Consider the following 12,216-nt stretch of genomic DNA (forward strand, 5'->3'; position numbering starts at 1 on the left):
TGCGTTGTCACATTCGGAGACCCTGCACTCATGAACCCGATTCAGTTTGTGGCCGAGAAAGCTGTTCGCGCAACATTGCGCAGCACCTTCAAAGCGCCCGGTAAACTTCCTATTCCACTCAGTTGGCTGGCTGCCACCATGAATGCCGGTGCACCGCTATTCAAAGTACGGCCCGATGCTCGCGTTGAGTATCTGGAGCTGGGTACCTGCATGTGCGCACTGGTTCGCCCTGCCAATGCGCACACCGACCAAGTGTTGTTGCACATGCATGGTGGGGCATTTTTCGCAGGCTCGCTTGAGACGCATTTGCCCCTGGCCAGTGAACTTGCTGTTCGGTGCAATGCCCGTGTATTTTTACTGGATTACCGGCTTGCTCCCCAAAATCCATATCCAGCTGCACTGGAAGATGGAATCGCTGCGTATCAGGCTTTGCTGGATCTGGATGTGAATCCGCAAAACATGACATTGATAGGCGATTCTGCAGGCGCGGCACATATATTGTCGATGGCCATTTATGCGCGTAACGAAGGCATTCCTCTGCCGGCTGGCCTGGTGATGATTTCCCCGTTTGTTGACATGACATTGACTTCAGACTCCATTCAAAACCGGGCCAAGGCCGACCCCATGTTAAGCGTGGTGCCCTTGCAGCGGGGTGTCAGTGCGTATTGTGGCGAGATACTGCCGGCTGACCCAAGTGTGTCACCCGTATTTGCTGAACTTGATGATTTGCCGCCCATGTTGATTCAAGTGGGTAGCGACGAAATTTTGCTGGATGATGCCTTATTGCTCGAACAGCGCGCCCAAGCCGCTGGCGTACAAGTAAGCTGCACTGTGCACGAAGGCATGTGGCACAACTTTCAAATGTTCAGTGCCTTTGTGGAAAAAGCCGATAAAGCCTTGTGGGCGATCGCCGATTTTGTGAGAAGAGGGGAAGATGAATGAAGCAGTGGGCATTGGTGACAGGTTCGTCGTCTGGTATTGGTTTGCATTTGGCCGAGTGTTTTGCAAAAGACGGAATTTCCTTGGTGCTCAGTGCACGCAATGAGGCCAAGCTTGCAGAACTGGCTGCAGACTGGATGGGCAAATACAAAGTCGATGTAATCGTGATTGCCTCCGATTTATCCAAACCCAATGCGGCAAGTGAATTGATTGCCAAGGTGAAAGCACACAACATTGAACTGAACTACTTGGTGAACAATGCGGGCGTGGGCACCTATGGTTTGTTCAAAGACACGCCCGTTGAAGACACCACCAATATGTTGCGCCTGAACATGGACGCACTCACTGTGTTGTGCAGTGGCTTCATGCCCGATTTACTCAACACCCGCGGAAAAATTCTGAACGTGGCTTCAACTGCAGCATTTCAGCCCGGCCCTTACATGGCAGCTTATTACGCTACCAAGGCGTATGTGCTTAGTTTTAGCGAGGCGCTGGCCGAAGAGTTGGCAGACAGCGGTGTGGCTGTGTGCACCTTGTGCCCCGGCCCAACTGCATCGGGTTTTCAGGCTGAAGCCAATATGCAGAAGTCAGCCCTGGTTCAAGGCAAACGCATGCCAAGCTCCGAGGATGTCGCTGTGAAAGGCTACGCTGCCATGAAGCGAAACCAGCGTGTGTACATTCACGGCGCCCTGAACTGGACCATGGCCCAAAGCATTCGCTTCACGCCACGCAGCTGGGCCACCAAGGTGGTGAAGTTCATCTCAAAACCTGCGGCTTGAAAGCTATGGCGGGTTTGCAGATGACACAGGAAACTCACCTGGTCCCCATGCAGGGTGGTGGCCACGTGGCCTTGCACAGGTACAAGCCTGCCAAGCCCGTAGGTTTGCCAGTGGTGGTTGCGCATGGCACGTTGTCCAACCAGTTGGCAGTGGAACATTTGGGAAGTTTTCTGGCCGAGCAGGGTTTCGACACCTGGTTGCTGGAGTGGGGCGGGCACGGGCATGCAAAGCCAGCGCACCGCAAACAAAACTTTGAATATCCCGCTTTGAATGATTTGCCCGCAGCCATTGATTTCATTGTTCAGTACACGGGCTTTGAACAGCTGCATTGGACTTCCCACAGTGGGGGTGGTTTGCTCGCGCTGATGTTGCTGGCGCGCCAGCCACAACGCCTGGCACAAATCAAAACCCTGAGCCTGATTGGTGCGCAAGTCACCGACGCAGCACCCAACCTGAAAGAAAAAATGCGGGTGGCTGCCCTGGGTACCTTAACGCGCCTGTTCGGCCGTACACCCCGAAAGCTGGTACCCATCGGCCCCGAGGGTGAGCCCACATTGCTGCTGGTGCAGTGGTGCAAGTGGAATTTGAGTGGGCGATGGAAAGGCACTGACGGCTTTGATTACCTAGCGGCACTCAAGCAAATTAACGTGCCTTCACTGGTGATTGCCGGAGGTCGGGACGAAGTGGCACCCACCAAAGGTTGTCGGCGAATTTACGAGGCACTGGGTGGCCCCAAAACCTGGCACGAATGCACTGTGAAGCAGGGGTTCAGCAAAGACTTTTCGCACAGCCAAATGATTCGTGGCGAAGCCGCGAAAACGGAAGTGTTTCCGCTGCTGCACCGTTTCATTCAAGCGGCTTGAAGATTACTTTCTGATCAGAAACTTTTCAAAGTGAGCTGCAATATTGGGGCAGCTTTCCACCTGGATGTGTGGGGGTAGTTTGCGCAGTGTGTGTTTGAACAGCGTGTGCAGCACATTGATCACACCGTTGATTGTTTTGCTGATCACAAAGTTAAAACCCATCAGGTCTTTGGGTGTGTACACCAGCGGCACCAGCGCAGTTTCAATCGCCTCAATCAACAGCTCAACACCTTCTTGAATGCGCGTATCGTCTTTCATGGCCAGCGCATTCATGACATCGCTGGCATTTTCGGCATAAGTCGTGGTGACCGGAATTACGATGTAAGGGGATTCTTTGCCGTTCAGGTTCAGCAGGTGAACCATGTCGTGAAAGTGGTGTATCACCGGCGGCACGCGTTTGTTGGCGATGAATTTGATCAGCCAACCGATGTAGTGCTGTGCCTCGCTTTGCACCTTGTGAATCACCTTTGATGCATCTTGCAGCATTTTGTCGGGCTGGGTTTTGTTCAACTCGTCGAGCAAGTGAGTAAAGCAGGTATCGAGCAGTTGCACATAGGTTTGTGCCAGCAGGTCAGCCCCCAAGGCTTTGTCTTCATCGCTGATGGGTTTGGATGCGCGAACATGCAGCGCCTTCATCTGGGTGTAAACATCTTCTTTGATTTGAACGGCAATATAGGGTGTGATCATGATTATTCAGTAAGATCTCGATTCGAACAGTTTACGTTTAACACGCCATGCAATCCCAACCCCCAGTCGAATTCACCGACGAAATCAAATCCCTTTTTGTTGCGAAGAAGTTGCCACAGGCACGCCAGCGCTTGCTGGACACCCTGAAACATCAATGGGACGGTCACTACAACCTGATCGCGTTCACTTATCTGTATGCAGAGAACCGAAGTGAGGAAGATTGCCAGCAGGCGTTGCAGTGGCTTGAAAAAGGTGTTGAAGCGAATGAAGTGGATGCCAAGGTTATTCTCGGGCGTTTGCTGGTGTCTGGTGAATTGGGCATGCAAGATGTTCCGCGTGGCGTAAGTTTGCTGGAACAAGCCGCCCAGGCCGGGGTGTTGATGGCCGTACTTACCTTGGCCCAAATATACAAGGGCGGCGTAGAAGGACATCTGGATGCCAGCGCTGACTTGACCGCACAATATACCCGGCAGGCTGCCGACTTGGGCGATCCGAATTCGGCTTACCACCTGGCACTTGAGCTAGAACGTGCGCCAGTGCCCGATTTTGCGCAAGCCTTCAAGTATTTCGACAAAGCAGCGCAGGGCGGTTTGTCGCAGGCCATGCACAACGTGGGTGTGTATTATCTTCACGGCAAAGGGCTTGAAAAAAATGCAGCTTTGGCCATGGCTTACTTCACTGAAGCAGCCAAACTCGGTTCACCCCTGTCCATGCTGAGTTTGTCTTTGCTGTATCTCGATGGCGTTGAAGTGTCGAAGGATCGGGGTGTTGCCTTAAGCTGGCTTTACATTTACCAAGTGCTTTTTCCCGAGACCGACATACCGGAGCAGCTTCAATTGTTGCTTGATGATGTTTCTCCCGAGGAAGAGAATTTTGCGCGCGGGGCGGCGCAAAACTTCGTCAGCCATCAATTGAATAAACCCCCTAGCGGAACATTGCACTAATCTGCAATACTGAATGTGGGAGCTTTCCCATAACCACAAACGAGGACCGCCATGACTGTTTGCCCGATTGCGATTGCTGTTGGTTGTCAAAAATGTCCTGCATTTAAAATTTGCCCTGCCAAGTCGATCCTGGGTGATCAACCCAAGGCAGGCGAAAAGCAGCCCGAAAAGAAACAGTAAGTTGCGATACTTTTTCTGAAAAACCCCGACCTGGTTCGGGGTTTTTTTTTGCGCCAATAATTTGTTTGATTTGTTAATAAAAGTGTCGCGGGCATATTGCTTGCGTAATAAACTGAAAATTCGCCACAGCAGCACCAAATTGGCGCATCGCTTTTCACAACAAGGAGAACAATGCATGGAAGCACTCACGCAATTTGTTAATGCAATCAACGGCATCGTGTGGGGTCCTCCCATGCTTGTCGCCATCTTGGGAACTGGTCTGTTTTTGCAATTACGTTTGAAATTCATGCCTATATTTAAAATTGGCATGGGCTTTCGTTGGGTTTGGAAAAGCCGCACGCCTGATGAAAACGCCAAGGGCGACATCACACCATACGCTGCACTAATGACTGCATTGGCTGCAACTGTGGGTACGGGCAATATCGCTGGCGTGGCCACAGCCATTGCGCTGGGCGGCCCAGGGGCTTTGTTCTGGATGTGGATGACCGCACTGGTGGGCATGGCAACAAAATATGCAGAGGTGCTGCTGGCGGTGCATTATCGCGAAACAGACACCCGTGGACATCAAGTGGGCGGCCCCATGTATGCCATTAAAAATGGTTTGGGCAAGAACTGGAAATGGCTCGGCATGGCCTTCGCGCTGTTTGGTGGCTTGGCTGGTTTTGGTATCGGCAATATGGTGCAGTCCAATAGCGTGGCCGATGTGCTCAATGTCACTTTTGGCATCGACAAATGGATTTCCGGAATTGTGATGACCGTGTTGGTGGGCTTTGTGTTGATTGGTGGCGTGAAGCGAATTGGTGCAGTGGCTCAAAAAATTGTGCCTTTCATGTGCGTGGCTTACATCATCACCTCGCTGATTGTTCTGGGTATGTACATTCAGGAAATTCCCGCCGCTTTTGCCTTGATTATTGAAAGCGCATTTAATCCTGTTGCAGCCACAGGCGGTTTTGCCGGTGCTGCGATCATGCTGGCCATTCGTTATGGTGTGGCACGTGGAATTTTTTCCAATGAAGCGGGTTTGGGTACAGCAGGTATTGCCCAGGCAGCGGGGAAGAGCAAAAACCCGGTTGAGTCTGGTCTGGTTGGCATGATGGGTACCTTCATCGACACCATCATTGTTTGCACCATGACTGGTTTGGTGATCATCGTAACCGGCGTGTGGAACAGTGGTGTGAATGGTGCAGCGCTTAGCTCCAGCGCATACGCCACAGGCTTGCCCGGTGTTGGTGAGTATGTACTGGCGATTTCACTCGCATTTTTCGCTTTCTCGACCATTATTGGCTGGTCGTATTTTGGTGAAAAGTGCTGGGAGTTCATCGCCGGAACGGCAATTACCATGCCTTACCGCGTTTTGTGGACAGGTTTCGTGATGGTGGGTGCTGTTACCCAACTTGACTTCGTATGGCTGGTGGCAGACACGCTGAATGCGTTCATGGCCTTGCCCAACCTGATTTCATTGTTGTTGCTTTCGCCTGTCATTGTGAAACTCACAAACGAGTATTTCGCCAACAAATAATTTCTGAATCCTTATCAAACCGGCAAACCGCAATCTCTGCGGTTTGCCGTCCACACTTGAACCTGTTTCGAGTTTTCTACCAAGTTTTACCGATTGTTCTGCGCTTTGCCGCTATGATACGGTCCCTTTGGGCAAGCATGCGCTTACCCACCATATGCCTTCAGGAACATACGCATGGCCGATGTAAAACGTTTCAACAATGTGAAAAGCAGTTTTCTGGTGTTGATCGTTGCATTCTGGCCGGGTTTTGCATCCAGTGAAGCGTCGCTGGACGTTCTTTTGAATCAGCCCGTACCCGAGCAGTCATACAGCACTGAAATTCAAAATGCACTATTGGCTCATTATTCAAGCTGGGCAGGTACTCGCCACAAGTTGGGCGGTACCGGTACAAATGGTGTCGACTGTTCCAGCTTTATTCAAGCACTGTTCGAGGACAAATTTAAGCTTCAATTGCCGCGCAGCTCGCGTGAGCAAATGACCATGGGCGAGCGAGTGGATATCGCTGATTTACGCACTGGTGACCTTCTGTTTTTTCGCACGGGTCCCACACGCCGACATGTGGGCGTTTACATGGGCAACAACCAATTTATGCATGTGTCCACACGCGCGGGTGTTGAAATAGCCAAGTTGCTCAGCCCCTATTGGCAGCGTCATTTTATTACCGCACGCCGTATTGGGTTGAACGGTTTTACACCTTCAAACTGAATGGTGTGAAGTTGGTTTTGTTGTCATAGTAGTCTTCATTTTCTGCTCGTTTTAAGCGAGCGACTATCCAATACGTCAGCGGCGTAGCGAGTATCTCCCAACTGGTTTTAAGCACGTACTGGGTTAATGCCACCGTGATAATTTGATCGGTGGTCATGATTCCCCAGAATGCGATGGTGTAGAACAAGCTTGAATCAATGAATTCACCCACCACAGTGGAGCCAATGGTTCGTGTCCACAACCATTTGCCGTGGGTCCAGATTTTCATCTTGGCCAGCACAAAGCTGTTGATAAAACTGCCACTCCAGAATGCAATCAGCGAGGCCAGAACAATTCGCCATGTGTTGCCAAATACGCTTTCAATGGCCGCTTGTTTGTCAACCCAGAAGGGCGCAGCAGGCAAGTTCACTACGGTAAACGCCATGAATGAGGCAAAGGCCAGCGCACCGAATCCTGCCCACACAGCCCTGCGGTCACGGCCATAACCATACACCTCGGTCAGGATGTCACCAAAAATATAGGAAATGGGAAAGAACAACACGCCTGCCGCAAAGGTGACCGTGCCGACCATGGGCAGGTTCAATTCGGCAATTTTTGCAGGCCCAATCAGGTTGGAGCACAGCAGCACGGCCACAAAAGCGACCAGAACAAACTCATAGTATTTATATTGGCGCATCCAAAACTGGCTCAAATGGTTAGTGTAATTAATGTGTTTATTGAGTGTATCGCGTAGTCATTGTGCTTATTGTAGTAATGAATATCGCGCCCTATACTCAAACAGTAATAATTTTTGTTTAATGTTTTAGTGTCAACTGCAGTGAGGATGGGAAAATGAACAGTTTAAGGAAGGCGACAAACCCGAACAAGAACAATAAGTTTACTAAGAAAATTCTGACAGGTAGCCTTTTGGCAGTCCTGAGCGTGGCGGCATTTGCCTCTAGCCATCGCGAAGCGCCCTCAATTACCACCACACCGAAAGCAGATGGAACTGACTTTTACATGTTCCGAAGCTATGAGACGAACCGGTCTGATTTCATTACCGTGATCGCGAATTATCAACCGTTGCAAGATGGTTATGGCGGTCCGAATTACTTCTCGATGGATCCCAATGCCCTGTATGAAATTCACATCGACAACGATGGCGATGCGCAGGAAGAAATCACTTTTCAGTTTAATTTCAAGAATACGCTGCGAGATATTCAGCTGCCAATTGGTACTACCAATCCGCCATCGGTCAGCATTCCATTGATTCAGGCCGGAACGGTGTCTGCTTTGTCAGATCCAAATCTGAATTTGACCGAGAGCTATACCATGACCGTGGTCCGCGACGGCCGCCGCAACAGCAACCGTACATTGGCTGCCAAAACCAGTGGAGGCAGCACCACACTGGAAAAGCCAGTGGATAATATTGGTGAAAAGACCATACCTGATTATGTTGCTTATGCAAATCAACACATTCACACAGTAACAATTCCGGGTTGTGCAAGCGGCACTAATCAGGCACGTGTGTTTGTAGGTCAGCGCCAAGAAGGTTTTGCGGTTAATCTGGGCACAATCTTCGACCTTGTAAACGCGCCGGCAGAGGTTATTGGCAACAGGGCTATGTTTGCAAACGCAGCAGCAGCCAATTCAATTCAAGACAAGAATGTCACCAGCATTGCTTTGGAAATCCACAAAGACTGTTTGGCACCAAGTGCAGAGAAGGTGATCGGTGGTTGGACCACAGCCAGCGTGCGTCAAGTTCAAATTGGCGACGGCGTTCCAGGGCAAGGCCACCAGAAAGCTGAAAAAGTAGGTGGCGCATGGGTTCAGGTTTCACGCTTGGGCATGCCTTTGGTCAACGAGGTGGTAATCGGTTTGAAAGACAAAGACCGGTTCAATGCATCCAAGCCCAGTGGCGACGGTCAATTCTTGACCTATGTTTCGAACCCCACCTTGCCTCAGTTGATAAGCATGGTTGTGCCTGGTCTTGAAAACACAGCCCCCATAAACTTTCCTCGTACCGATCTGCTCAATGTGTTTCTTGCTGGTATTCAAGGTGTGAACCGGCCTGCAAATGTGACGCTTTCGGAAATGTTGCGGTTGAACACCACGATTGCCCCCAAGCCATTTGCTGAACAGCAGACTCTCGGTGTACTCGCCGGTGACTTGGCAGGCTTTCCAAATGGCCGCAGACCGAAAGACGATGTGGTTGATGTGGCGCTGGTTGCGGTGATGGGCGGTTTGTGCGTAGCCAATGGTGCAAATAACGGGCTTGGGCTAAACACGGTGCCTGGAACAACCTTAAGTTCAGCTTGTAATCCAGATAGTGTGCCTTTGGGTGATACCTCGCTGCAGGTGCATGATGCTGTTGATCAAGCACAAGTGCCATTTCTCAATGTATTTCCGTACTTGAATACACCAATTCCTGGCGCGGTTAACTAATGTATGAGCCCAAGGAGGAATCATGAATCTGAAAAACAAACTTGGACTTAGTGTTGGCGGAGCATTAATTCTTGCGCTTGCTGCATGTGGTGGTGGAGACGGTTCACCGTTTAACCTGGGCAGCGCCAGTAGCGACGGTAGTATCAGCTCCACTGAAGCGGGCACACTGGTCGGTAGCAGTACTGAAACCGGGGAACCTGATGATGTCAGCAATTTGATGCTGGCAACTTCCGAGACAGCCGAGCCGTTTGATCTGCCTGACTAACCGAAAGTTAATGTACTGTATGGAAAATCCTGTGACTCACAAGGTTGCAGGATTTTTTTTAGTTAAACGTTCAATATGCTGTTACGGAAATCCGAATGAAAACCAAATCTGTTCTTGCTGTTTGTTGTTTGCTGATTTTTGGCAGTGCGTGGAGCCATGGCATTCACTTTGACAATCAGGAGCTTGATGAGATTTCGGTGACAGAAAATATCGAAGCTGTTCATACCTTGGGCGGCATCACAAGCTCACAGGGAATTTTGGGGCAGCAACGTTTGGCCAATCAAAACCCTGCCAGGTCTTCCGATGTGCTTGAAGCGGTGCCCGGATTGAATGTCACGCAACATTCCGGTGGGGGCAAGGCCAACCAATATTTTCTTCGCGGATTCAGCCTTGATCACGGCACTGATTTGTCCATTAATTTTCTTGGTGCGCCACTGAACTTGCCTGGGCATGCACACGGTCAAGGTTATGCAGATTCCAATATGATCATTCCTGAACTTCTGTCCAGGATTGAATATCGCAAGGGGCCTTACTTTGCGCAAGATGGTGATTTCAGTTCTGCGGGCTCATTGAATATCGATTACGTCAGCGAGTTGAAAAAAGGATTGGCCTCGTTGTCAGTCGGTGAGTTTGGCTATCGGCGTGGACTGTTGGCCAATTCAACAACATGGAATGATGAACAAACCAAGTTGCTGTATGCCCTCGAAGTGACCGAAAATGACGGTCCCTGGGAAGTGGCTGAAAACCAGTACAAATACAATATGCTGCTCAAGTTGAGTCATCAAATTGACGCCAGCAAGAAATTTGAAGTGCAATACTCCGGATACGAATCACAATGGACATCGACCGATCACATTCCGGTCGAGGCAGTGGAACGTGGCTTGGTCAATCGCTTCGGTAGTCTGGATCCAACAGCCGGTGGATTTACCCAACGGCATGCGGTTTCCGGTAACTTCACCACGGTTTGGGACCAGTCGATCACACAAGTTCGCGCATTCCTTGCGGATTACAAGCTCGATCTGTTTAGCGACTTCACTTACGGCCTTCGCGACAACTCAGTGTTTGGTCGGCCAGGTGTCAGGTCAGATCAATTCAATCAATTCGATAGTCGAACCACCTATGGTGGTGGCGTAACGCACACCATTTTCGAGAACCTCACGTTCATGCGTTCTCAGCTTGCAATGGGCCTTGATTATCGCGTTGATGATGTGAATCCGGCGGGTCTATATGAATCCATTGCACGTGAACGTTTGGCCACGCGTAACCAAGATACCTTTGAGCAGCAAAATCTTGGCTTGTTCGTTTCTCAGCAATTGCAGCCTGTACAGTGGTTGAAATTGACAGGTGGCTTGCGATACGACAGCTTTGATGTTGATTTGAATGGTGAGTTTGATGACGATGAAGACCCTGGTACGCCCAATACACAGCGTTCAGGTTCCCGCAGTGATTCTCAGGTCAGCCCGAAATTTACAGCCAGCGTGAAGCCCTTTGCGCACAACACCGAGTTGTTTTTTGCGGTAGGCCGTGGTTTTCACAGCAATGATCCCCGTGGCTTGTTCACAGCGAATCCGGTTGATTACCTGGTAAAAACCAAAGGCTCTGAGTTGGGAATTAAATCCACCAATGCCAGCAAAAACCTGAGCGCATCAGCCACTTTGTTTCAACTGGAAAGTGATTCAGAACTTGTATTTGTGGGCGACGCCGGCACCACTGAGCCAAATGGTGCAACAAAACGAAATGGACTGGAGTTGATTGCAAGTTACTTCAACAAAACGGGATTTGAAATAGATGGTTTTGTCACGCTCGTAGATGCACGGTTTGTGAATGTGGCCGACAACGGAATTCCGAACGCAATTGAGGAGTCCGCAGCGGTGTCATTGAGTCAAACCTGGGGCGATCTCAAGCTTGGTTACAAGTTCAAGTATGTGGGCAGCGCCCCATTGACTGAAGACCGGAGCATTCAATCGGACTCAGTCATTAATTCAGACCTGTTCGCTAACTTCAGGCTGAACAAAGACCTGAGCCTGAACCTTTCAATCTTCAATCTTTTTGATCGGGAAAACAGCGATATTCAGTATGCTCAGGAATATTTTCTGGCTGGCAATGCAGCATTTGGAAAAACATTCCACCCCGCATTGCCAAGACATATTCGCCTGACGGCGAGTTTGCAATTCTAGAAAAGTTGCCTGGCAATGTGCTTATTGGGGCTCCAGAATGACAGAGAGAAACTGGCTTTTGTAGCCTGTGCCGTTTTGTTCGGTGATCAGTGTTCTTAACAGCGCTTTTGATCTGGGTTGCAAGATCAATTTGACTTTGCCTTCAGCGTCGGTGTTGCTCCACAGGGTAATCGGAGTTTCCGGGTACTCAAGGCCCACCGGCAGGTTGGGTACAGGCTCACCATTTTTGTACACATAAATCGTTTTTGGATCGTCGGGCTTGCTCACAAACTGTGCAATGTCCTTGTTGTACAGCGGATCGCCAACCAGTACTGGCTTGATTTGTGCCAGTTTGAAATACACTTCCTCAAACTTCTGCTTGGCGCGTACCTGATCGATCAGTGTTTTGCTCACTTTGTTTTCGGAAAAGTGCTGAACCCCTTGGGCTGGCGTCAGTTCGATCAAAGTGGTTTTAAGTTGGGCAACACAATTGGCTGGTTTTTTTGGGTAAACATAGCGAATACTTTGCGCATCAAACCCAAGCTCGAACAATTCGCCCACCATGGTTGTGCAACGAATCGTTTGAACGTATTCGCCTTTCACCGTGATTTCCTTTGCGGGAAAATTGTGCCCGGTAGACAATCCAAGGCTTTGCTCGCCTGCCTCAATCCAGGTTAAGTGGGCCATGGCTGGAGCAGTGGTACTAATAAAGAACAAGGCAATTAATTTCTTCAACATAACAACTTTGGTGCCGC

At 50.0% G+C, this 12,216-nt stretch carries 12 protein-coding genes; 9 read left to right on the top strand and 3 right to left on the bottom strand.

The genetic code is table 11. The features are described 5' to 3' along the window. The first annotated feature begins 30 nt into the window (after nt 1-30). From ACVL1J_RS04595 to ACVL1J_RS04605, 3 genes are read left to right on the top strand one after another with little or no spacing between them, the layout of a single operon-like run. A complete protein-coding gene (locus tag ACVL1J_RS04595; protein WP_341237168.1) occupies nt 31-942 on the top strand; it encodes an alpha/beta hydrolase in 912 nt (303 codons plus the stop codon). Then, nucleotides 939-1,718, top strand: a complete 780-nt coding sequence (locus ACVL1J_RS04600; RefSeq protein ID WP_341237167.1) for an SDR family NAD(P)-dependent oxidoreductase — start codon at nt 939-941, stop codon at nt 1,716-1,718. Before ACVL1J_RS04595 ends, ACVL1J_RS04600 begins: the two co-directional genes overlap by 4 nt. A 5-nt stretch (nt 1,719-1,723) precedes the next feature. Next, nucleotides 1,724-2,581 (top strand): alpha/beta hydrolase, encoded by an 858-nt coding sequence (locus ACVL1J_RS04605; protein WP_491665151.1) that lies wholly within the window; start codon nt 1,724-1,726, stop codon nt 2,579-2,581. Nucleotides 2,582-2,584: 3 nt separating this feature from the next. Here ACVL1J_RS04605 and ACVL1J_RS04610 read toward each other — a convergent pair whose 3' ends face one another. Next, complete coding sequence (locus tag ACVL1J_RS04610) at nt 2,585-3,268, bottom strand: hypothetical protein (RefSeq protein ID WP_341237165.1); 684 nt, start codon at nt 3,266-3,268, stop codon at nt 2,585-2,587. A gap of 47 nt (nt 3,269-3,315) precedes the next feature. On the opposite strand from ACVL1J_RS04610, the gene ACVL1J_RS04615 reads away from it, so the two are divergent. The 3 genes from ACVL1J_RS04615 to ACVL1J_RS04625 all read left to right on the top strand — a co-directional run bounded on the left by ACVL1J_RS04615 (nt 3,316) and on the right by ACVL1J_RS04625 (nt 6,616). Beyond that, nucleotides 3,316-4,212: a tetratricopeptide repeat protein gene (locus tag ACVL1J_RS04615; protein ID WP_159569988.1), complete on the top strand. Its 897-nt coding sequence runs from the start codon at nt 3,316-3,318 to the stop codon at nt 4,210-4,212. A 355-nt stretch (nt 4,213-4,567) separates the two neighbouring features. Next, a complete protein-coding gene (locus ACVL1J_RS04620; protein ID WP_341237164.1) occupies nt 4,568-5,911 on the top strand; it encodes an alanine/glycine:cation symporter family protein in 1,344 nt (447 codons plus the stop codon). A 174-nt stretch (nt 5,912-6,085) separates the two neighbouring features. Next, nucleotides 6,086-6,616, top strand: coding sequence for an NlpC/P60 family protein (locus tag ACVL1J_RS04625; protein WP_341237163.1), 531 nt, complete (start codon nt 6,086-6,088; stop codon nt 6,614-6,616). On the opposite strand, the gene ACVL1J_RS04630 is transcribed toward ACVL1J_RS04625, so the two are convergent. Next, nucleotides 6,600-7,292: a queuosine precursor transporter gene (locus ACVL1J_RS04630; protein WP_341237162.1), complete on the bottom strand. Its 693-nt coding sequence runs from the start codon at nt 7,290-7,292 to the stop codon at nt 6,600-6,602. The genes ACVL1J_RS04625 and ACVL1J_RS04630 overlap by 17 nt on opposite strands. 155 nt (nt 7,293-7,447) lie before the next feature. Here ACVL1J_RS04630 and ACVL1J_RS04635 point away from each other — a divergent pair, with 155 nt between their 5' ends. From ACVL1J_RS04635 to ACVL1J_RS04645, 3 genes are all read left to right on the top strand, one after another. Further along, nucleotides 7,448-9,040 carry a DUF4331 domain-containing protein gene (locus tag ACVL1J_RS04635; RefSeq protein WP_474562614.1) on the top strand — a complete coding sequence of 531 codons (1,593 nt, stop codon included), beginning with the start codon at nt 7,448-7,450 and terminating at the stop codon, nt 9,038-9,040. A 22-nt stretch (nt 9,041-9,062) separates the two neighbouring features. Beyond that, nucleotides 9,063-9,305, top strand: a complete 243-nt coding sequence (locus ACVL1J_RS04640; RefSeq protein WP_341237160.1) for a hypothetical protein — start codon at nt 9,063-9,065, stop codon at nt 9,303-9,305. A 95-nt stretch (nt 9,306-9,400) separates the two neighbouring features. After that, nucleotides 9,401-11,482, top strand: a complete 2,082-nt coding sequence (locus ACVL1J_RS04645) for a TonB-dependent receptor (RefSeq protein WP_341237159.1) — start codon at nt 9,401-9,403, stop codon at nt 11,480-11,482. A 21-nt stretch (nt 11,483-11,503) separates the two neighbouring features. Here the strand turns inward: ACVL1J_RS04645 and ACVL1J_RS04650 are convergent, their stop codons facing one another. Next, the gene (locus ACVL1J_RS04650) at nt 11,504-12,199 is read right to left on the bottom strand and encodes a hypothetical protein (RefSeq protein ID WP_341237158.1); all 696 of its coding nucleotides are present in this window, start codon (nt 12,197-12,199) and stop codon (nt 11,504-11,506) included. Between the last annotated feature and the right edge of the window lie 17 nt (nt 12,200-12,216).

Source organism: Limnobacter sp. G6BE5S (assembly GCF_058448965.1).

Excerpts from the sequence above, each read along its gene's own strand:
- ACVL1J_RS04610 (WP_341237165.1), bottom strand. The coding sequence starts at position 3,268 with ATGATCACACCCTATATTGCCGTTCAAATCAAAGAAGATGTTTACACC.
- ACVL1J_RS04595 (WP_341237168.1), top strand. The coding sequence starts at position 31 with ATGAACCCGATTCAGTTTGTGGCCGAGAAAGCTGTTCGCGCAACATTG.
- ACVL1J_RS04605 (WP_491665151.1), top strand. The coding sequence starts at position 1,724 with ATGGCGGGTTTGCAGATGACACAGGAAACTCACCTGGTCCCCATGCAG.
- ACVL1J_RS04650 (WP_341237158.1), bottom strand. The coding sequence starts at position 12,199 with ATGTTGAAGAAATTAATTGCCTTGTTCTTTATTAGTACCACTGCTCCA.
- ACVL1J_RS04640 (WP_341237160.1), top strand. The coding sequence starts at position 9,063 with ATGAATCTGAAAAACAAACTTGGACTTAGTGTTGGCGGAGCATTAATT.
- ACVL1J_RS04645 (WP_341237159.1), top strand. The coding sequence starts at position 9,401 with ATGAAAACCAAATCTGTTCTTGCTGTTTGTTGTTTGCTGATTTTTGGC.
- ACVL1J_RS04615 (WP_159569988.1), top strand. The coding sequence starts at position 3,316 with ATGCAATCCCAACCCCCAGTCGAATTCACCGACGAAATCAAATCCCTT.
- ACVL1J_RS04630 (WP_341237162.1), bottom strand. The coding sequence starts at position 7,292 with ATGCGCCAATATAAATACTATGAGTTTGTTCTGGTCGCTTTTGTGGCC.
- ACVL1J_RS04625 (WP_341237163.1), top strand. The coding sequence starts at position 6,086 with ATGGCCGATGTAAAACGTTTCAACAATGTGAAAAGCAGTTTTCTGGTG.
- ACVL1J_RS04620 (WP_341237164.1), top strand. The coding sequence starts at position 4,568 with ATGGAAGCACTCACGCAATTTGTTAATGCAATCAACGGCATCGTGTGG.
- ACVL1J_RS04600 (WP_341237167.1), top strand. The coding sequence starts at position 939 with ATGAAGCAGTGGGCATTGGTGACAGGTTCGTCGTCTGGTATTGGTTTG.
- ACVL1J_RS04635 (WP_474562614.1), top strand. The coding sequence starts at position 7,448 with ATGAACAGTTTAAGGAAGGCGACAAACCCGAACAAGAACAATAAGTTT.